Annotated in this window: 18 protein-coding genes; 10 read left to right on the forward strand and 8 right to left on the reverse strand. The window is 66.7% G+C overall.

Annotated elements, in window-relative coordinates; all coding sequences use genetic code 11:
• Positions 1-122: 122 nt before the first annotated feature.
• The 5 genes from CEY09_RS28925 to apaG all read right to left on the reverse strand — a co-directional run bounded on the left by CEY09_RS28925 (position 123) and on the right by apaG (position 4,968).
• Positions 123-1,079: a D-2-hydroxyacid dehydrogenase family protein gene (locus tag CEY09_RS28925; RefSeq protein WP_006227292.1), complete on the reverse strand. Its 957-nt coding sequence runs from the start codon at positions 1,077-1,079 to the stop codon at positions 123-125.
• A gap of 63 nt (positions 1,080-1,142) precedes the next feature.
• The gene (locus CEY09_RS28930) at positions 1,143-1,943 is read right to left on the reverse strand and encodes a DsbC family protein (protein WP_088591242.1); all 801 of its coding nucleotides are present in this window, start codon (positions 1,941-1,943) and stop codon (positions 1,143-1,145) included.
• A gap of 143 nt (positions 1,944-2,086) precedes the next feature.
• Complete coding sequence (locus CEY09_RS28935) at positions 2,087-3,256, reverse strand: UbiH/UbiF family hydroxylase (protein WP_088591243.1); 1,170 nt, start codon at positions 3,254-3,256, stop codon at positions 2,087-2,089.
• Positions 3,253-4,557 (reverse strand): murein transglycosylase A, encoded by a 1,305-nt coding sequence (gene mltA, locus CEY09_RS28940; protein ID WP_088591244.1) that lies wholly within the window; start codon positions 4,555-4,557, stop codon positions 3,253-3,255. The genes CEY09_RS28935 and mltA overlap by 4 nt, the downstream gene beginning before the upstream one ends.
• A gap of 36 nt (positions 4,558-4,593) precedes the next feature.
• The gene (gene apaG, locus CEY09_RS28945; protein ID WP_006227296.1) at positions 4,594-4,968 is read right to left on the reverse strand and encodes a Co2+/Mg2+ efflux protein ApaG; all 375 of its coding nucleotides are present in this window, start codon (positions 4,966-4,968) and stop codon (positions 4,594-4,596) included.
• A gap of 128 nt (positions 4,969-5,096) precedes the next feature.
• Between apaG and rpe the strand changes: the two genes are divergently transcribed.
• From rpe to trpC, 6 genes are all read left to right on the forward strand, one after another.
• Entirely contained in the window at positions 5,097-5,825 is a 729-nt protein-coding gene (gene rpe, locus CEY09_RS28950) for a ribulose-phosphate 3-epimerase (protein ID WP_006227297.1), read from the forward strand.
• Between the two features lie 13 nt (positions 5,826-5,838).
• Positions 5,839-6,546 carry a phosphoglycolate phosphatase gene (locus CEY09_RS28955; protein WP_088591245.1) on the forward strand — a complete coding sequence of 236 codons (708 nt, stop codon included), beginning with the start codon at positions 5,839-5,841 and terminating at the stop codon, positions 6,544-6,546.
• A 276-nt stretch (positions 6,547-6,822) separates the two neighbouring features.
• The gene (gene trpE / locus CEY09_RS28960; protein WP_088591246.1) at positions 6,823-8,343 is read left to right on the forward strand and encodes an anthranilate synthase component I; all 1,521 of its coding nucleotides are present in this window, start codon (positions 6,823-6,825) and stop codon (positions 8,341-8,343) included.
• Positions 8,344-8,387: 44 nt separating this feature from the next.
• The gene (locus tag CEY09_RS28965; RefSeq protein WP_088591247.1) at positions 8,388-8,954 is read left to right on the forward strand and encodes an aminodeoxychorismate/anthranilate synthase component II; all 567 of its coding nucleotides are present in this window, start codon (positions 8,388-8,390) and stop codon (positions 8,952-8,954) included.
• A 12-nt stretch (positions 8,955-8,966) separates the two neighbouring features.
• Positions 8,967-9,998 carry an anthranilate phosphoribosyltransferase gene (gene trpD / locus CEY09_RS28970; RefSeq protein WP_088591248.1) on the forward strand — a complete coding sequence of 344 codons (1,032 nt, stop codon included), beginning with the start codon at positions 8,967-8,969 and terminating at the stop codon, positions 9,996-9,998.
• The gene (gene trpC, locus CEY09_RS28975; RefSeq protein ID WP_006227302.1) at positions 9,995-10,783 is read left to right on the forward strand and encodes an indole-3-glycerol phosphate synthase TrpC; all 789 of its coding nucleotides are present in this window, start codon (positions 9,995-9,997) and stop codon (positions 10,781-10,783) included. Before trpD ends, trpC begins: the two co-directional genes overlap by 4 nt.
• A gap of 15 nt (positions 10,784-10,798) precedes the next feature.
• On the opposite strand, the gene CEY09_RS28980 is transcribed toward trpC, so the two are convergent.
• Positions 10,799-12,682, reverse strand: coding sequence for a sigma-54-dependent Fis family transcriptional regulator (locus tag CEY09_RS28980; RefSeq protein ID WP_088591249.1), 1,884 nt, complete (start codon positions 12,680-12,682; stop codon positions 10,799-10,801).
• A 207-nt stretch (positions 12,683-12,889) separates the two neighbouring features.
• Between CEY09_RS28980 and adh the strand changes: the two genes are divergently transcribed.
• Together adh and CEY09_RS28990 are read left to right on the forward strand one after the other, a co-directional pair.
• Positions 12,890-14,419, forward strand: a complete 1,530-nt coding sequence (gene adh / locus CEY09_RS28985) for an aldehyde dehydrogenase (RefSeq protein WP_006227304.1) — start codon at positions 12,890-12,892, stop codon at positions 14,417-14,419.
• Positions 14,420-14,490: 71 nt separating this feature from the next.
• Positions 14,491-14,868: a DUF779 domain-containing protein gene (locus CEY09_RS28990; RefSeq protein ID WP_088591250.1), complete on the forward strand. Its 378-nt coding sequence runs from the start codon at positions 14,491-14,493 to the stop codon at positions 14,866-14,868.
• On the opposite strand, the gene CEY09_RS32340 is transcribed toward CEY09_RS28990, so the two are convergent.
• Both CEY09_RS32340 and CEY09_RS28995 read right to left on the reverse strand, forming a co-directional pair.
• A complete protein-coding gene (locus CEY09_RS32340) occupies positions 14,855-15,031 on the reverse strand; it encodes a hypothetical protein (RefSeq protein WP_167390181.1) in 177 nt (58 codons plus the stop codon). The two genes, CEY09_RS28990 and CEY09_RS32340, sit on opposite strands and share 14 nt — an antisense overlap.
• Positions 15,028-15,639, reverse strand: coding sequence for a 2-hydroxychromene-2-carboxylate isomerase (locus tag CEY09_RS28995; protein ID WP_088591251.1), 612 nt, complete (start codon positions 15,637-15,639; stop codon positions 15,028-15,030). The genes CEY09_RS32340 and CEY09_RS28995 overlap by 4 nt, the downstream gene beginning before the upstream one ends.
• 128 nt (positions 15,640-15,767) lie before the next feature.
• On the opposite strand from CEY09_RS28995, the gene CEY09_RS29000 reads away from it, so the two are divergent.
• On the forward strand, positions 15,768-16,700 hold the full coding sequence (locus CEY09_RS29000) for a LysR substrate-binding domain-containing protein (protein WP_088591252.1): 933 nt from the start codon (positions 15,768-15,770) through the stop codon (positions 16,698-16,700).
• A 277-nt stretch (positions 16,701-16,977) separates the two neighbouring features.
• The gene (locus CEY09_RS29005) at positions 16,978-19,038 is read left to right on the forward strand and encodes an LTA synthase family protein (protein ID WP_088591253.1); all 2,061 of its coding nucleotides are present in this window, start codon (positions 16,978-16,980) and stop codon (positions 19,036-19,038) included.
• Positions 19,039-19,057: the final 19 nt, after the last annotated feature.

Consider the following 19,057-nt stretch of genomic DNA (forward strand, 5'->3'; position numbering starts at 1 on the left):
TGCGGCCATTTTTTCGCGCTCCACCCATCCTAACGATGACGCGCGTGCCCCGTAGGATGGGTGAAGCGCGCAGAATCCGGCATCGAGAACACCGCCATTGAACGCGCGCAACCCATCACAGATCAGGCGTTCAACACCCGGATCGGCTTGCCCGCCTGGAACGCCTTCACGGCTTCCAGCGAGTTCTGATAGAACGCCTCGAAGTTCTCGCGGCTGACGTAGCCCAGGTGCGGGGTCAGGATCACGTTGTCCAGGTCGCGCACGGTATCGGTGGGCGACAGCGGTTCTTCGGGATAGACGTCCAGGCCCGCGCCCGCGATGCGGAACTTCACCAGCGCATCCATCAGCGCTTCGTTATCCACCAGGCCGGCGCGCGACGTGTTCACCAGGTAGGCGGTGGGCTTCATCGCGGCCAAGGCGGTGGCGTCCACGACATGACGGCTGCGGTCCGACAGGATCAGGTGCAGGCTGACGACGTCGGACGTGGCGAAGAGTTCGTGCTTGTCCACGCGCTTGACGCCGGCGGCCTCGGCGCGCTCGTCCGTCAGGTTGGGGCTCCAGGCCACCACGTCCATGCCGAACGCCTGGCCCACCTTGGCCACGGCGGCGCCCAGTTTGCCCAGGCCGAGCACGCCGAGGCGCTTGCCGGCCAGGGGCTCGGGCATGGCGGTTTGCCACATGCCGCGGCGCATGGCCGCGTCTTCGGCGGGCAGGTGCTTGAACAGGCCCAGGATGTGCGCCCAGGCCAGTTCGGCCGTGGCGGTGTTGGCGTCGGCGCTGCCGGGCGCGCCGCACACGACGATGCCCTGCGCGGTGCAGGCGGGCATGTCGATGGCGTTATTGCGCATGCCGGTCGTGATCAGCAGGCGCAGCTTGGGCAGCGCGCGAATGCGCTCGGCGGGGAACGGCGTGCGCTCGCGCATCGCCACGATCACGTCGAAAGGCTCAAGCGTGGCCTCGACCTGTTCGTCCGGAATGAAGTTGTTGAAGATCTGGACCTCGGCGTCGCCGCCCAGCGAGGTCCAATCCGCATAGCGCCGGGCTACGTCGTGGTAATCGTCGAGAATTGCGATTTTCAAGTGCTGTCTCCGGGAGGCGTGGCGCTTGTCGCGCCAGCCTGCCCGGCCGGCGCGCGGCGCCGGTCAGTTCAAACGGGCTTTAAGTTGGTCCAGCGGGATCGCGCCGCTGACGCGCGACCCATCGGCAAAGAAGAGCGTGGGCGTGCCGCGCACCATCAACTGATGGCCCAGGGCCAGCAGCTTGTCTTCGGGCACGTCGCAACTGGCGGTAGCCGGCTTCTTGCCGCGCACCATCCAGTCGTCCCAAGCCTTGCCCTGGTCTTTGGCGCACCAGACGTCACGCACCTTGTCCTTGGAGTCCGGCGACAGGATCGGGTACAGGAACGTGTAGACGGTGACGTTGTCCAGGTCTTCCATCGTCTTGCGCAGCTGCTTGCAGTAACCGCAGTTGGGGTCTTCGAAGATTGCGACCTTGCGCGAGCCGTCGCCCTTGACCTGCTTGATGGCCAGGTCCAGCGGCAGCTGGTCGAACGAGACGGCGCTGAGCTTTTCCTGGGATTCGCGGGTGACGTCGCGGCGCGTCATGGCGTCGATCAACGGCCCTTCCATGACCCAGGTGACCTTTTCATCCGTGTAGATCAGGTCCATGCCCAGCTGCACCTCGAACAGGCCATACGGCGTACGGCGCACGGCCGTCACGTCCATGCCGGTGAAGCGCTGCTGGAAACGTTCCTTGACGGCATCCGCCACCGGGTCGATCTGCGTGGTGGACACGCTTTTTTCGCCCTTGCCCGGCTGGCCGACAGACTGCGTGGACACGGACCTGTCGCCCTTGGCGGGCGCTTGCGCCAGCGCCACGGTGGACAGACCCAGGCCACCGGCCAGGAAACAAGCCGCCACGGTGGCGGAGATGCGGAAGTTCATCAGTACTCCTGTACTTATCGTGTTCTTTGGAGGCAAGCGTAACGCATCCCGAGGGGGGTTGGCCGGGCGGGGACCGGACGCAGCGCGGATCTCAGTCAGGCTCCCGCCCCCTGCCAAGGTTCCAAAAGCATGCCCGACCGGGCTCAATTGGCAGAAGCACCCGCGATCAGGCGGCGCTTGACCAGCGGCGCCTTTTCGACCCAGTGCATGCCCGCGTTGCGCAACCACACCAGCGGCGTGGCGCGCGATGCGAACAGCTTGTGCAGGCCGTCGGTAGCAAGGCGCATGGCCAGCACCGGTTCGGCGCGCGCGCGCTGGTAGCGGTGCAGCACCCGGAGGTCGCCCGCCGTGCGGTAGGGTTCGCGGCCCGCCACCGTGCGCGCCAACGCCTCGACGTCGCCCAGGCCCAGGTTCAGGCCCTGACCCGCCAGCGGGTGCAGGCGGTGCGCGGCGTCGCCGGCCAACGCAATGCCGGGCGCCACCATCTGGGCGCGTTCCAGCGTCAGCGGAAAGCCGTGCAGCTTGCTGCGGACTTTCAGTCGGCCCAGGCGGCCTTCGGAGGCCTCGGCCAGCAGGGTTTCCAGCTTTGCGGCCTGCGCCTCGGGCGGCAATGCCAGCAGCGCCTGCGCCGGTTCGGTGCGCATGGACCAGACCATCGATACTTGCGGGCCGTCCGCGGTGTCGGGCAGCGGCAGCAACGCCAGCACGCCGTCATCACGGAACCACTGAATGGCCGTGCCCTGATGGGCGCGTTCGGCGTCCAGGTGCACGACCAGGCCCGTGTCGTCATAGGACACGGCGTCGTGTTTCATGCCTGCCGCCGTGCGCAGCGGCGAAGCCGCGCCGTCAGCGCCCACGAACAGCTCGGCCTGGATGCGCGTGCCGCTTTCGGTATCGATCGCGCCATCCCGATAGCCCGTGCAGCGGTCTTCCAGCCAGGGGATGCCGAACATCCGCACCGCCTGAATCAGCACGCGCTCGATTTCGCCGGATTCCACGATCCAGGCCAGTTGCGGCAGCGCCGCCTGCCAGGCGTTCAGGTTGACCTGCCCATCGGCATCGCCGTGGATTTCCATGGATTCGACGGGCATCAGCCGGGACGCGGGCATGGCGTCCCAGACACCCAGCTCGGCCAGAAAACGCTGGCTGGCGGGCGAAATGGCGTAGACGCGCGGGTGGTAGCGGTTGGGATCGGCGGCCGGCACCGACGTGCGCGGCGCCAGGACGGCGACGCGCTGGCCGCGGCGGGCCAGCGCCAGGGCGGTGGACAGGCCGACGATGCCGGCCCCGCAAACGACGATTTGATGGCTCATCTTGCCGAGGGCTCCCCAGCTTGCTTGGGCCACAGCACCCACATCTGGCCCCGTTGTTTCATGCGGCCCGCCTGCTGACCGGCCTCGTCGCCGTAACCCCAGTAGAAGTCGGCACGCGCCGCGCCGCGGATGGCCGTGCCCGTATCCTGGGCGAACACCAGCCGCTGCAGCGGCCGGTCAGAGGCCGGGAACGTGGTGGCCAGATACACGGGGGTGCCCAACGGCACGAACGTAGCGTCGACTGCGACCGAGCGCTTGGGCGCCAGCGGGATCGCGTAAGCGCCCTTCGGACCTTGCTCGGGGTCGATGACCGGCTCTTCGCGGAAGAAGACGACCGCCGGATTGGCGTTCAACATTTCCTGCACGCGTTTCGGATTGCGCTGGGCCCAGGCGCGGATGTTCTGCATGGACGCCTGGTCGGCAGTCAGCTCGCCGCGGTCGATCAGCCAGCGGCCGATGGACACGTAGGGCTGGCCGTTGTGGTCGGCGTACGCCACGCGGATGGTCTTGCCGGCGTCGGGGCCGTCAGTCAGCTGCACGCGGCCCGAGCCCTGCACCTGCAGGAAGAAGTTGTCCACGGGGTCGTCCACCCACACCACGACGGGCGGGCGGCGGCCAGAGGACTCGATGGCGGCACGGGTGTCGTAGGGCACGACCCGCTTGCCCTCGAGCTTGCCGCGCACGCGCTTGCCGGCCAGATCCGGGTAGATCGATCCCAGATCGATCGTCAGCAGGTCGGCGGGCACGGCGTACAGCGGCCACTGATGGTTACCGCCCTGGCGGCGCGAGCCGCGTACCAGAGGTTCGTAATAGCCCGTGACGGTATTGGTGGCTGGCTTGCCGTCGGCGGCATTCAGGCGCCACGGCTGCAGATAGGTCTGCAGGAAGCGGCGCACGCCCTCGGCGTCGCCTGCGGCCGGCGCCCGGGACGGGTCGACGGCGGCGGCGCACACGGGCTGCCAGGCGCGCGGCGTGGCGCGCGCAGGCGCGGCCAGGTTGCCGCTGGTGGGCCGCATCAGGCCGCGGCAGTTGCGCAGGAACAGCGGCCAGAACTGCGTCAGATCGTCGGACGACCAGCCCGGCATTTCGGACCAGGTCCCAGCCTTGAACTTGCCCGCCAGGGCACGCGGCGGCGTGTCCGGCAGGGCCGACAGCGACGGCACCACCAAGGGGCCGTCAGCCGCGGGGACGCGCGTGCCGGGCAGGCTGCCGGCATCGCCGGATTCAGGGGGGACGTCCGAGGGGGTGGAACATGCCGCCAACAGGACCGACAGCACGGACAGGCTAAGAATGCGCTTCATGAGCAGAGAAGAAAACGAGGCAACGGGCCGGGCCATTCAGTGCAGGGTGCGCGGCATGGCCAGGACGAATTCGGAGATCGGCACTTCGAACGGAATCCCGTTCTCGCCGACGCAGTGGTAGGTGCCGCGCATCGTGCCCACCGGGGTGGGCAGGGGACAGCCGCTGGTGTATTCGAAGGTCTCGCCGGGCGCAAGCAGGGGCTGCTGCCCCACGATGCCCAGTCCGCGCACTTCCTGCACGCGCTGGTTGCCGTCGGTGATGACCCAGTGGCGGCTGATCACCTGGGCGGGATGCTCGCCGGTATTGGTGATGCGCACGGTATAGGCAAACACGAATTGCTGTTCGCCGGGATCGGACTGTTCAGGCACGAAGCGCGGAGTGACAGAGACGCTCAGGTCGTAAGGTTTCACAGTCCTTTCCTGTGTGGCTGGGCGCGGGGGCCGGAGAACGGCGCCGGACGCTTTCAAGACGCAGTTTTCAGACCCGTGGAACCGGGCTGTTCCCGATACCGCGCCTCAAACTGCAATAATGGCACATTATGCCCTTCCCGACTCCGAACATCATGTCATCCTCCACGGCTTCCACCCGCATCACCCCCAGCATCCTGTCGGCTGACTTCGCCCGCCTGGGCGAGGAAGTCCGCAACGTCGTCGCCGCCGGCGCGGACTGGATCCACGTGGACGTGATGGACAACCACTATGTCCCCAACCTGACCATCGGCCCGATGGTGTGCGCGGCGATCCGCCCCCACGTCGAGGTGCCGATCGACGTGCACCTGATGGTCGAACCGGTGGACGACCTGGTCCCGATGTTCGCCAAGGCCGGCGCCGACTACATCAGCTTCCACCCGGACGCCAGCCGCCACGTGGACCGCACGCTGTCCCTGATCCGCGAAAACGGCTGTAAGGCAGGCCTGGTGTTCAACCCCGCCACGCCGCTGACCTATCTGGACTACGTCATGGACAAGATCGACCTGGTCCTGATCATGTCGGTGAACCCCGGCTTTGGCGGCCAGAGCTTCATCCCCGGCGCACTGACCAAGCTGCGCGAGGCGCGCGCGAAGATCGACGCCTGGATGCAGGCCGGCGGCCAGGAAATCGTGCTGCAGGTGGACGGCGGCGTCAAAATCGACAACATCGCCGAAATCCGCCGTGCAGGCGCCGACACGTTCGTGGCCGGCTCGGCCATTTTCGGCAAGCCCGACTACGCGGGCATCATCACGTCCATGCGCGAACAGATCGCCATCGGCGAAACCACCGCCATCTGAGGATCACGACGACATGACCGCTTTCCGCGCTGCGCTGCTGGACCTGGACGGCACCCTGCTGGACTCCATCCCCGACCTGGCCTTCGCGGCCAACGCCATGCGCGTGGAGCTCGGCATGACCGCGCTGCGCGAAGACGTGGTGGCCACTTTCGTGGGCAAGGGCGTGGACAACCTGGTCCGCCGCAGCCTGGCGGGCAGCCTGGACGCGGCCGACCCGTCGGCCGCCGAGTTCGACCGCGCCCGCGAAGCCTTTTACCGCCACTACCACCTGGTCAACGGCGAACGCGCCCAGGTCTACCCCGGCGTCATCGAAGGCTTGAAGCACATGCGCGACCAGGGCCTGAAACTGGCCGTCGTCACCAACAAGCCCACCGAATTCACGCTGCCGCTGTTGCAGCGCACCGGTCTGGCGGGCTTTTTTGACGCGGTCGTCTGCGGCGACACCTGCGCGCGCCGCAAGCCCGACCCCGACCAGGTGCTGCATGCCTGCGAACTGCTGGGCGTGGCGGTAACCGAAGCCGTGACCATCGGCGACTCGATCAATGACGCGCAGGCGGGCCGTACGGCCGGCACGCAGGTCCTGGTCGTGCCTTACGGTTACAACGAAGGCCGTGACGTGCGCGAGCTGGATGTCGATGGTATAGTGGACACGCTTGTCAACGCCGCCCAGTGGGTGGCGCTCTGGAACCAAAACCAGAACGCCGCGAAAACCGTCTCCTGAAACAGGGCCCGGGGCAGCTGACAAACCCTGAATTCTCAAAGACTTATCCCGGATCAATGAACGCTTACCCCCAGAACCAAATGCTCGGCGCCTCGTGGCGCTGGTGGCGTTTGTCTTCCGGGTGGCGATGATCCCTCCCGGCCCTGGACGCGTATGCCGCCTAGTGCCGTAGCTGTGTAAACACAGAGCCAAGCCCGGAACCAGTAACCTGGACCGGGCTTTTTTGTTGTGCGCCCGGTCTGAAAGCAAACACCAAATCGCTTACGAGACCCCGACATGACCGAAATCGAATTCAAGGCCCTCGCCGCGCAAGGCTACAACCGCATCCCGCTGGTCGCCGAGACCTATGCTGACCTGGACACCCCGCTGGGCATCTACCTGAAGCTGGCGCACGCGGGCCCGCTGGCCGGCCGCATGACCTGCCTGATGGAATCCGTGGTGGGCGGCGAGCGCTTTGGCCGCTATTCGTTCATCGGCCTGCCTGCCCGCACGGTGATCCGCGCCAGCGGCACCCTGACGGAAGTGCTGCACGACGGCCAGGTCGTGGAAACGCACGAAGGCGATCCCCTGGCCTTCATCGAGCAATACCAAGGCCGTTTCAAGGTCGCCCTGCGCCCGGGCATGCCGCGCTTTTGCGGCGGCCTGGCCGGCTACTTCGGCTACGACACCGTGCGCCACATCGAGCCCTGCCTGGGCCCGGCGGTCAAACCCTTCCCGGCCGGCATGGAAGGCGGCACGCCCGACCTGATGCTGATGCACGTGGACGAACTGGTCATCGTGGACAACCTGGCCGGCCGCATCTACCTGATGGTCTACGCCGACCCCAGCCAGCCCGAGTCCTATAGCCGCTCCCAGCAGCGCCTGCACGACCTGCGCGCCCGCCTGCGACGCCCGGTGGAAATTCCCTACAGCCACGCCAGCATGCAGACCGAAGAGCGGCGCGACTTCAAGAAGGAAGACTATCTGGCGGCCGTGCACCGCGCCAAGGAACACATCGCCGCCGGCGACCTGATGCAGGTGCAGATCGGCCAGGTCATCGCCAAGCCCTTCCGCGATTCCCCGCTGTCCCTCTACCGCGCCCTGCGGTCGCTGAACCCCTCCCCCTACATGTACTTCTGGAACTTCGGCGACTTCCAGGTCGTGGGTGCGTCGCCCGAGATCCTGGTGCGCCAGGAGCGCGTGGTGGACAACGGCGTGCCGAAGTCGCAGATCACCATCCGCCCGCTGGCCGGCACCCGCAAGCGCGGCGCCACGCCCGAGGAAGACGCGGCGCTGGCCGCTGAACTGAAGGCCGATCCCAAGGAAGTGGCCGAACACGTGATGCTGATCGACCTGGCGCGCAACGACGTGGGCCGCGTGGCGGAAGTGGGCTCGGTGAAGGTCAGCGACACCATGGTCATCGAACGCTATTCGCACGTCATGCACTTGGTGTCCAACGTGACGGGCAACCTGAATCCCGGCATGAGCAGCATGGACGTACTGCGCGCGTCCTTCCCTGCCGGCACGCTGACGGGCGCGCCCAAGGTCGAAGCCATGAAGATCATCGATGAACTGGAACCCGTGCGCCGCGGCATCTACGGCGGCGCGGCCGGGTACCTCTCTTACGGCGGCGAAATGGACGTGGCCATCGCCATCCGCACCGGCGTCATCAAGGACGGCACGCTGTACGTGCAGGCCGCCGCCGGCATCGTGGCCGATTCCAACCCCGAAGCCGAATGGGCCGAAACGGAAGCCAAGGCCCGCGCGGTGCTGCGCGCGGCCGAACAGGTGCAGCACGGCCTGGACGAACCCATCTGATCCCGGCCCCGCCCGAACCGAATACCGCCCGCACGGAGAAAAAAATGCTGTTGATGATCGATAACTACGACTCTTTTACCTACAACCTGGTCCAATACTTCGGCGAACTGGGCGAAGACGTGCGCGTCGCGCGCAACGACCAGATCACGCTGGAGGAGATCGCCGCCCTGAACCCCGACCGCATCTGCGTGTCGCCCGGGCCGTGCTCGCCGGCCGAAGCCGGCATCTCGGTGGCCGCGATCCAGGCCTTTGCCGGCAAAAAGCCTATCCTGGGCGTGTGCCTGGGCCATCAGGCCATCGGCACGGCCTACGGCGGCGACATCGTCCGCGCCCAGCAGATCATGCACGGCAAGACGGTGAAGATCTCGCACACGGGCACCGACATCTTCACCGGCCTGCCCACCCCGTACACCGTGATCCGTTACAACTCGCTGACTATCGACCCCGCCACCCTGCCCGACTGCCTGGCGGTGACGGCAACCGCGCCGGACGGCGACATCATGGGGGTCCGCCACAAGACGCTGCCCCTGTACGGAGTACAGTTCCACCCCGAATCCGTGCTCAGCGAACATGGCCACGCCCTGCTGCGCAATTTCCTGAACCTCGCCTGAGAAGGACGCATCGTGACGATTTCCCCCACCGAAGCGCTGACGCGCTGCATTGAACACCGCGAAATTTTCCACGACGAGATGCTGCATCTGATGCGCATGCTGATGCGCGGCGAGATGTCTCCGCAGATCGCCAGCGCCCTGCTGATGGGCCTGCGCGTAAAAAAGGAAACCATCGGCGAGATCACCGCGGCCGCGCAGGTCATGCGCGAATTCGCCACCCCCGTCGTAACGCCGAATCCGCCGGATCTGCTGGATATGTGCGGCACCGGCGGCGACGGCAGCCACACGTTCAACATCTCGACTACCGCCATGTTCGTAGCGGCGGCGGCCGGCGTGCCGATCGCCAAGCACGGCAACCGCAGCGCCTCGTCCTCCAGCGGCAGCGCCGACGTGCTGGAAGCCCTGGGCGCCAACCTGGTCCTGACGCCCGATGAGGTCGCCGAGTGCATCCAGGCTACCGGCATCGGCTTTATGTTCGCGCCCGCCCACCACGGCGCCATGAAGAATGTAGCGGCCGTGCGCAAGGAACTGGCCGTACGCACCATTTTCAACATCCTCGGGCCGCTGACCAACCCTGCGGGCGCCGCCAACCAGCTGATGGGCGTATTCCACCCCGACCTCGTCGGCATCCAGGTGCGCGTGCTGGAGCGCCTGGGTTCGCGCCATGTGCTGGTCGTGCACGGCAAGGACGGCATGGACGAAGCCTCGCTGGGCGGCGCCACGCTCGTGGGCGAACTGAAAGATGGTCAAATACGGGAATATGAAATCCACCCCGAAGACTACGGGCTATCCATGATGTCCAACCGGTCCATCAAGGTGTCCAATCGCGAGCAGTCGCGCGAACTTGTCATCGAAGCGCTGGACAATGTCGAGGGCACCGCGCGCGACATCGTTGCGCTCAATGCGGGGCTTGCCATCTATGCCGGCAATAAAGCCGATTCCATTCCCGAAGCCTTAGCGCTAGCATTTGAATTGATTGCCACCGGCGCGGCGCGAGCCAAGCTGGAAGAATTCTGCGCATATACCCGGAAATTCCAGAAATGAACGATATTCTTGCGAAGATCCTCGCCGTCAAGGTCGAGGAAGTCGCCGCCGCCCGCCAGATGCGCAGCGAAGCCGAAGTCCTGCGCGAAGCGCAGGCGCGCCAGGACGTGCGTGGCTTCGCCCAAGCCATCGAAGACAAGATTTCGCAGGGCAAGGCCGGCGTCATCGCTGAAATCAAGAAAGCGTCGCCCTCCAAGGGCGTGCTGCGCGAAACCTTCGCTCCCGCCGACATCGCCTCGACCTATGCCGTGCACGGCGCGGCCTGCCTGTCTGTGTTGACGGACGTGCAGTTCTTCCAGGGCTCGCACGACCACCTGCGCCAGGCGCGCGCCGCGTGCTCGCTGCCGGTGCTGCGGAAAGATTTCGTGATCGACCCCTACCAGATCATCGCCGCCCGCGCGATGGGCGCGGACTGCGTGCTGCTGATCGTGGCCGCGCTGTCGCCGTCGCAATTGCGCGACTACGAAACGCTGGCAATGGAACTGGGCATGGACGTGCTTGTGGAAGTGCACGACGCGCGCGAGCTGGACGTGGCGCTGACCATGAAGACGCCGCTGCTGGGCATCAACAACCGCAACCTGCGCACCTTCGAAACCAGCCTGAAGAACACGCTGGACCTCTTGCCCAACATCCCGGCGGGCAAGCGCGTCGTGACGGAAAGCGGCATCTTGAAGCCCGAAGACGTGAAACTGATGCGCGACCACAAGGTCAACGCGTTCCTGGTGGGCGAGGCCTTCATGCGCGCCAAAGACCCCGGCGCCGAACTCGCGCGCCTGGTCGGCTAAAGCCGCGTACCCAGGCTATCGCGCGCGCGGCAAACCCAACGCCGCCGCGCGCCGGTACACGGTGCTGCGGTGCACACCCAGCGCCCGCGCCGCGCGGCTGACATTGCCGCCGTGCGCGGCCAGTGCGGCGCGAACGGCAGCATCCGTCATCGATTGCAGATCTGCCGTGCCGCCTTCGGGCGGCGCGGCGACCGCATGCGCGTTGTCCGCCGCGGGCCGCAGTTCGGCGGGCAGCATGTCTGCATCAACCACGCCTGACGGCCCCGCCAACACATGCAAGGTGCGCAGCACGGCTACCAACTGCCGGTAGTTGCCCGGCCACGGGTAGGCCGCCAGCAGCGCTTCGATGGGCGGCGGCAACACCGGCCCCGCCCCCTGCGCCGCCCAGAGCGCGCGCAGCAATTCCAGACGGTCGGCACGCGCGCGTAGCGGCTCCAGCGTGACGGTGTATTCGGCGATACGGAAATACAGGTCGGGACGCACCGGCGCATCGGCGCCTTCGTGGGCCAGCGGACGGTGCGTGGCGCACACCAGCGCGAAATCCACCGGCACGGGCCGCGCCGCGCCCAGTGGCGACACCTCGCGCGTCTGCAACACGCGTAGCAACCGCGATTGCAGCATCAGCGGCATGTCGCCGATCTCATCCAGGAACAGCACGCCGCCGTGCGCCTGCCGCAGCAAACCCTTGCTGCCTTGACGCCGCGCCCCCGTGAACGCGCCATCCTCATAGCCGAACAATTCGGATTCGATCAGGCTTTCAGGCAAGGCGGCGCAGTTCACCGCCACGAACGGGCCGGATGCCCGCTTGCCCCGCGAATGCAATTGGCGCGCAAAGACCTCTTTGCCCACGCCCGTTTCGCCTTGCAGCAAAATGGACACGCCCGCATCTGACAGGTGCACGGCGCGCGCCAGTGCGCCAAGTGTGGCGGCGTCGAAACTGGGTGCGGCCGGGCGCGTGACATCGATGCTTGGCAAGGCCGGCGCCACCGGCTGCGGCGCACGCGCACGCGGCAGTCGCAGCCGCGCGTGGTAGCTCGCGCCCGTGCGAGTATGCACGCGGCCCGCGGCATCGGGGCAACGTTCCAGTACACCATCGAAGACATCGCTGTAGCGGTACACCCCCAACGCCGTTGCGGCCAGCCCCAGCGCCTGCAAGGCACGGCGGTTGGCGCCAATCAGCACATCACCCTGAAACGCCAACAGGCCTTCGCCTGGTGCGCCCAGGCCGGAATGGTGGTCGTGCAGCCGCAGCACGGCATGGTGCTCATAGGCTTGTTCAAACAAGCGGTGTTCGATCAGATCGACCGCGGCGCGCACCAGCGCCAGGACGTCGGGACGGATGTCGCGCGCCTGGCTGGATAAATCCAGCACGCCGAGCGTTCGGCCTTCGCTATCGGTAATGGGCACCGCCGCGCAAGTCAGGATGCGATTGGGTTCGAAGTAGTGTTCCGCGCCATGCACGGTAATGGGCCGGCCTTCGACCAGCGCGGTGCCGATGGCGTTGGTGCCGGCGGCGGCTTCGTCCCACGGTGCGCCGGGCATCAGCGCCACGCGCGACGCCCGGCTGGCGAACCCCGCATCGCCGTCGCTATCCAGCACCAGCCCTTGGGCGTCGGACAGAATCACCAGATTGCCGCTGCCGCCCGCCTCGCGACGGAGATACGACATGGCGGGTTCGGACAGCCTGCGCAGCGCTTCGTTGCGCTGCTGGGCTTCGCGCAGTTCGCCTTGCGTCATGAGTTCGGCACGGCGCACGCCACGCATGTCGAAGCCCAGGTCCGCGCAACGGCGCCAGGATCGAAGGATGGGTTCGGCAACGATGCCGCCCGGCACCGCCCCCTGCTGGTTGAACAGCAGGCGCGCTTGCGTCAGCGCGTGCTGACGAGAATGAGTGGCCATGCGTGTCTCCTAGGACAGGCGTTCTGCGACACCTGTTCCGCGACAATGTCGCAAAAAACGGCAGTTGCCCGGGGTTGCGCGGGCTGATCAACTTTCGCACGTGAGAGCGCGCGCTGTCCAGCGGGGAAGCCCGCAGGTTGGCATGTTCCTTGCTTGATACCGGATAGGCAGCCGACTGCCGCTATCCCAACAATATCGGAGACAAGCATGGACATCGCGACCCGCATCACCCCGGACTCGTATGGCACCCGTCTGGACCTGAAAACGCAGTACGACAATTTCATTGATGGAAAGTGGCAGAAGCCGGCAGACGGTGAGTACTTCGACAACGTCACTCCGGTGACCGGCCAGGTGCTGACCCGCAACGCGCGCTCCAAGGAGCGCGACATCGATCTGGCGCTGGACGCCGCGCACCGCGCCGCGCCGAAATGGGGTGCGACCCCGGCCGCCGAACGCGCTCGCATGCTGATGCAGATCGCAGACGTGATGGAAGCCAATCTGGAACGCCTGGCCACGGCCGAAACCTGGGACAACGGCAAACCCATCCGCGAAGCCCGCGCCGCCGACATCCCGCTGGCGATCGACCACTTCCGCTATTTCGCCTCGTGCATCCGCAGCCAGGAAGGCGGCCTGTCCGAAATCGACAGCGACACCGTCGCCTATCACTTCAATGAACCGCTGGGCGTGGTCGGCCAGATCATCCCGTGGAATTTCCCCATCCTGATGGCCGCTTGGAAGCTGGCGCCTGCGCTGGCGGCGGGCAATTGCGTGGTACTCAAGCCCGCGGAACAGACGCCGCTAGGCATCCTGCTGCTGATGGAACTGATCGGCGACATCCTGCCCCCGGGCGTGGTGAACGTGGTCACGGGCTTCGGGCTGGAAGCCGGCAAGCCGCTGGCCTCCAGCAAGCGTATCGCCAAGATCGCCTTCACCGGCGAGACCACCACCGGCCGCCTGATCATGCAGTACGCGTCGCAGAACATCATTCCAGTGACGCTGGAGCTGGGCGGCAAGTCGCCCAACATCTTCTTTGCCGACGTGGCCGCGCAAGACGACGACTTCCTGGACAAGGCGGTGGAGGGCTTCGTCATGTTCGCGCTGAACCAGGGCGAAGTGTGCACGTGCCCCAGCCGCGCGCTGATCCAGGAATCGCTCTACGACAAGTTCATGGAACGCGCCTTGAAGCGCGTAGCCGAGATCAAGCAGGGCAACCCACTGGACGGCGACACGATGCTGGGCGCGCAGGCGTCCACCGAGCAACTGGAGAAGATCCTGTCGTACCTGGACATCGGCAAGCAGGAAGGCGCCGACGTGCTGGCCGGCGGCTCGCGCGCGCAGATGCAGGGCGCGCTGGAAGGCGGCTATTACGTGCAGCCCACGGTCTTCAAGGGCCACAACAAGATGCGCGTGTTCCAGGAAGAGATCTTCGGGCCGGTCGTGGCGGTGACGACGTTCAAGGACGCCGATGATGCGCTGGCTCTGGCCAACGACACGCTATATGGCCTGGGCGCAGGTGTGTGGTCGCGCGACGCCAACACGTGCTATCGGATGGGCCGCGCCATCAAGGCCGGCCGTGTATGGACCAACTGCTATCACGCCTATCCCGCGCACGCGGCGTTTGGCGGCTACAAGCAGTCGGGCATCGGACGCGAGAACCACAAGATGATGCTCAACCACTATCAGCAGACGAAGAACCTGCTGGTGAGCTATTCGCCGAAGAAGCTGGGCTTTTTCTGATCGTCAACCTGCGGCCGGCGCGCCGGGCCTTCGGGCCTGGCGCGCCGGCGCTCCCGGATAGGAATGACGCCATGACAGAGCACACGCCGCGCGTGGTCGCGACCGACGAGGCGCGCCAGTTGATCGATACCTTGCGGACCAAGCACGGCCCCTTGATGTTCCACCAGTCGGGCGGTTGCTGCGACGGCAGTTCGCCCATGTGCTATGCGCTGGGCGAATTCATGGTGGGCGGCTCGGACGTCCTGCTGGGCGACCTGGAGGGGTGCCCGTTCTACATGGGCGAGGACCAGTTCGCTTATTGGGAGCACACGCAGCTGATCATCGACGCCGTGCCCGGCCGGGGCGGCGCCTTTTCGCTGGACAGCGCGGAAGGCAAGCGCTTCCTGCTGCGCTCCCGGCTGTATTCGGACGAGGAATGGGCGCAGGTGGCCCCGGTCACGAAGGGGTGAAGGAACCGCCCTTGTTGCCTGGGCCGTGGCCGGCCGGGTCTTGCGCCTGCCCCGCCAGCTTCCACTGGAACGAGACGCGCCGGATGCGGGCGGCGCGGAATTGCGTGAACGAACGGCCGCCCGGCATGGGCGCGCCGCGATAGGCACTACTTGCGTTTTTCATCGTTGGGCCCACTCCAGGGCGTCTTCAAGCCGGTCATTACCCCAGAACATTTCATCGCCCACGAAGAACGTGGGCGCGCCGAACACGCCGAGGTCGCGGGCGCGGTCCACCTGCCGGCGCAGCGCCTCCTTGGCGGCCTCGGACTTGGCTTGGGTGATCAGGGCGTCCGCGTCCAGCGACAGCTGGGTCAGCAAGCCATGCACGACGTCTTCGGCTTGGATGTCCAGGTCATGCTGGAAGTTGGCGCGAAACACCGCCAGGCAGAAATCGCGGCCCCAGGGTTCGTCCTGCCCCAGCAGGCCGATGCGGGCCGGCAGCACGCTCATGCGCGGAAACAGGCGCGGACGGTTGTAGACCACGCTGTATTTGTCGGCCAGGCGGGCGATGTCGCGCATCATGTACGCGCCCTTGCCCGGGAACAGCCGGAACGGCGTGTCGTTCCATCCCTGCGCCTGGAAGATCGGGCCCAGCAGGAAGGGACGCAGGTCGACCCGCACGCCGGCCGCCTGCGCCAGGGCGTCGACCCGCTCAATCGCCAGATAGCTGTAGGGGCTGGCGAAATCGAACCACATCTGCACGCGGGGCGAGTCAGGCAACGGCGCGGTCATCACGGGTACTCCGGCGGAAAAGGTGGCGCTACGGCGCAGGCAATGCGCCCGTCGCAGCCTGTTATTGAACGCCGTCGGCGTATTATTGCTCAAGCGACATTTCCGTCTGATACGCATGAGTTTCACGAATGCCATATCCGCTGGCCAAACTTCCTCCGCTTGACCTCGTCCGAGGCTTTGTCGCCGTGGGCCGCCGCATGAGCATCACGCTGGCCGCGCAGGATCTGCATGTGACGCAGTCAGCCGTCAGCCGCCAGATCCGGGCGCTGGAGGCGCATCTGGGCGTGCCGTTGCTGGTGCGGGGTTTTCGCAGCGTGTCGTTCACGTCGGAAGGTGCGCAACTGTTCCGCATGGCCGACGTGTGGCTGAGCCAGCTGGGCGACCTGACCGAACAGCTGCGCGCCCCCGAACGGCGCACGCCGGTCACGGTGACCACGACCATCGGCGTGGCGTCCCTGTGGCTGCTGCCCCGGTTGGGGGAGTTCCAGGCGGCGCACCCGCATATCGACGTGCGCGTGGCCGCCGACAACCGCCTGATCGACATCGACCGCGAAAGCGTGGACATCGCCATCCGCTACAGCCCGCGCGAGATGGTGCCGGACGGAGCAGTCTGGCTATTCGGGGAATCCGTGATGCCGGTGGCACATCCGTCCCTGCAAGCGCGCGAGCTGGACGCCCGCGAATTGCAACGCCATGTATTGCTGGAATTCGACGACCCGACCCGCCCCTGGCTGCAATGGTCCGAATGGCTGAACGCGCGCGGGCTGGGCCGCACCCGCGCCAAGGGCATGCTGCGCTTTAACCAGTACGACCAGATCGTGCTTGCCGCGCTGGCGGGCCACGGCATCGCACTGGGCCGGCTGGCGTTGATCGCGCCCATGCTGGCGGACGGCCGGCTGGAGGCGGTGGGCGGGCAGGCGGCCCGCGCGACAGAACATGCCTACTGGCTGGTGCGCAACGCGCGCCGCAGCACGCCGGACGCCGATGGGGTGGCGCAGTGGCTGACCGAACAGGCCGCCATGACCGCGCGCGATCTGTCCCCCGCGACGCATACTGGTTAAGCCCGGTACGCCTCCATCACAAAGCTATACAAACCTTTGTACATTCGGGCCCGGCCCCCTGTACATTTCGCGCTGCATGGCGAACGGCCGCGTTAAACCCACCACGAAAAGCCCCGATCGCTCGCTGCCATTCCGCCCCTAGGGGCTGCGCCCCCCTGGACACGGGCCGGAATCTCTTTCATGCGCCATCCCCCCGCGCCGGTCTCGCCCGACAGGACCGCGGGCATCCTATTGCCGCTATCTGCGTGTTGGCCGATAGCTCCTTCCCCCGGTGCAAATGAAGCGTTTTCCTCCAGCGTACGCGTGGCAAGACTGGTTTCTCAACGTCCAACGCGCGTTCCTGCTTATCCTGGCGCCCTGGCTGGTCAGCGTGCTGGCGCAGTTTGCAGGCCGCGCCTACCTGCTTGCGACCTATGCGCCGCCAGCGACCTATGCGGCGCGTCCGCAGGACGTGGGCAAGTCGCTCGGCGTCGGGCTGCTGTTCGACATCAAGGTGACGAGCATCGTCTTTTCGGCCTTGCTGCTGCTGGCGATGCTGGCCGCCGGCAGCCGGGCCTTGCACGCGCGCTGGCTGCGCTGGATGCCCGGCGTGGGCGCCGGCCTGGCCGCCCTGTTCGCGGCCTCGACGGTAGTGACGGTCTGCTACTACGCCACGTTTTCGCGGTCGATCGACATCTTCGTATTTGGCCTGATCGATGACGACACCCGCGCCATCGCGATGACGCTGTGGCACGGCTACCCCGTGGCGCAGGCAGGGCTGCTGCTGTCGGCAGTGCTGGCCTCTACGTGGTGGTTGGGCACACGCTGGCAACGGCGCGTGCAGCGCCTCCCGCTGCGGCGCCGCGCGCTGGCCCCGGCTGCGCTGCGTGTGCTGCTGATCGTCGCGATCACCGTGCTGGCGTGCCGCGGATCGCTGGGCCGCTTCCCCTTGAACAAGGACGACACCAGCATCTCCAGCGTGCGGCTCTTGAACGACATTACCCCCAATGGCATTTCGTCGTTTTTCTGGGCCCTGGCCGAACGCGGCAACGACAAGCGCTTCCAACCGGTCACGGCGGCAGCGGGCCAGGCGCTGTACGAGCGCTTCCTCGGCCACCCCGCGCAGGGCCTGCAACCCTTCATGGCCGTCACCGCGGCCAATCCGGCGGCCCGCGCGCGGCGGCCGCACGTCGTGCTGCAGGTCATGGAAAGCATGGGGCACCACCTGAACGCCTATGACCAGCCGGGACGCGACCTGCTGGGCGCGCTGCGGCCGCATTGGCAACAGGACTGGCGCTTCGATCGCTTCCTGTCGGAAGGCAACGGCACCATCGATTCGCTGTCGCGCCTGCTGGTGCGCAGCCCGGTGTCCGCCATCGGCCAATCTTCGGCGGCCGACGCCGAGTTCGCCAGCAACGCCTTCGCGCCGTATCTGGCACGGGGCTACCGCGTGCTCTTCGTCACGTCAGGCGCCGCCACATGGCGCAACCTGGGCACGTTCGCCACGCATCTGGGCGCCCATGAATTCATCGACCAGCAGTCCCTGCGAGCCCGTTATCCCGAGGCCGAAGCCGGCACCTGGGGCGTCCCCGACGAGTACATGTTCCGCTACATCGAAAGCCGCTTGGCCGAGGCGGACCCGGACGGTGCGCCGCTCTTCATCATCGCGTTGTCCACCACGCATCACCCGCCGTTCCTCATTCCCGAAGGCGGCAAGCACGGCGACCTGCCGCTGTACGACGTGACGCGCCAGCCGTACTTCAAAGCCTGGGATGGCCTTGCCGACGCCTTCGACACGCTGCGCTACGCCAACGACCAGCTGGGACGTTTCCTGACACGCGTGAAGGCCTCTGCCAGCGGCAGCCGCACCATCGTAGCGGTCACGGGCGATCACAACCTGTTGGGCATCGATTACCAGGACGACAAGGACGCGGCCTTGGCGCGCGCGGTGCCGTTCTACCTGTACGTGCCACCCGCCTATCGGGCCGGCGCCACGTATGACCCGGCGCGCGTGGGCAGCCACAAGGACATCATGCCAACGCTGTACCAATTGAGCTTGCCGGACACGCCTTACTTTCGCACCGGCTGCAACCTGCTGGCCGCGCGGACGGACCCGGTATGGTGCTTCGGGATGAACGACCCGGACGTGACGATCACGCAAGAGGGCGCCTACCGTCAGACCCGGCCGGGCAAGATCCTGCCGTGGGCCGGCCCCGCCGGCCTGGCGCTGGCCCGCGAGCAGGACACCTCGCCCGCACAGCTGGCCGAGCAGAAGCGCCTGCGCGCCTATCCCGACCTGCTGCGCTGGCAGATGAACCATCAGGTGCAGACGCAGCCGCACCCCCACCCGCGGCCATAGCCCCGCCTGGTCGATCCGT

Origin of the sequence: Achromobacter marplatensis, assembly GCF_002209535.1 — a bacterium.
Taxonomy (GTDB): Bacteria; Pseudomonadota; Gammaproteobacteria; order Burkholderiales; family Burkholderiaceae_B; genus Achromobacter; species Achromobacter marplatensis.

What these genes read in the sequence shown, in the direction of transcription:
- CEY09_RS28930 (WP_088591242.1), bottom strand. Translation starts at nt 1,943, where the DNA reads ATGAACTTCCGCATCTCCGCCACCGTGGCGGCTTGTTTCCTGGCCGGT.
- CEY09_RS28935 (WP_088591243.1), bottom strand. Translation starts at nt 3,256, where the DNA reads ATGAGCCATCAAATCGTCGTTTGCGGGGCCGGCATCGTCGGCCTGTCC.
- mltA (WP_088591244.1), bottom strand. Translation starts at nt 4,557, where the DNA reads ATGAAGCGCATTCTTAGCCTGTCCGTGCTGTCGGTCCTGTTGGCGGCA.
- rpe (WP_006227297.1), top strand. Translation starts at nt 5,097, where the DNA reads ATGCCCTTCCCGACTCCGAACATCATGTCATCCTCCACGGCTTCCACC.
- CEY09_RS28955 (WP_088591245.1), top strand. Translation starts at nt 5,839, where the DNA reads ATGACCGCTTTCCGCGCTGCGCTGCTGGACCTGGACGGCACCCTGCTG.
- trpE (WP_088591246.1), top strand. Translation starts at nt 6,823, where the DNA reads ATGACCGAAATCGAATTCAAGGCCCTCGCCGCGCAAGGCTACAACCGC.
- CEY09_RS28965 (WP_088591247.1), top strand. Translation starts at nt 8,388, where the DNA reads ATGCTGTTGATGATCGATAACTACGACTCTTTTACCTACAACCTGGTC.
- trpC (WP_006227302.1), top strand. Translation starts at nt 9,995, where the DNA reads ATGAACGATATTCTTGCGAAGATCCTCGCCGTCAAGGTCGAGGAAGTC.
- CEY09_RS28980 (WP_088591249.1), bottom strand. Translation starts at nt 12,682, where the DNA reads ATGGCCACTCATTCTCGTCAGCACGCGCTGACGCAAGCGCGCCTGCTG.
- adh (WP_006227304.1), top strand. Translation starts at nt 12,890, where the DNA reads ATGGACATCGCGACCCGCATCACCCCGGACTCGTATGGCACCCGTCTG.
- CEY09_RS28990 (WP_088591250.1), top strand. Translation starts at nt 14,491, where the DNA reads ATGACAGAGCACACGCCGCGCGTGGTCGCGACCGACGAGGCGCGCCAG.
- CEY09_RS32340 (WP_167390181.1), bottom strand. Translation starts at nt 15,031, where the DNA reads ATGAAAAACGCAAGTAGTGCCTATCGCGGCGCGCCCATGCCGGGCGGC.
- CEY09_RS28995 (WP_088591251.1), bottom strand. Translation starts at nt 15,639, where the DNA reads ATGACCGCGCCGTTGCCTGACTCGCCCCGCGTGCAGATGTGGTTCGAT.
- CEY09_RS29000 (WP_088591252.1), top strand. Translation starts at nt 15,768, where the DNA reads ATGCCATATCCGCTGGCCAAACTTCCTCCGCTTGACCTCGTCCGAGGC.
- CEY09_RS29005 (WP_088591253.1), top strand. Translation starts at nt 16,978, where the DNA reads ATGAAGCGTTTTCCTCCAGCGTACGCGTGGCAAGACTGGTTTCTCAAC.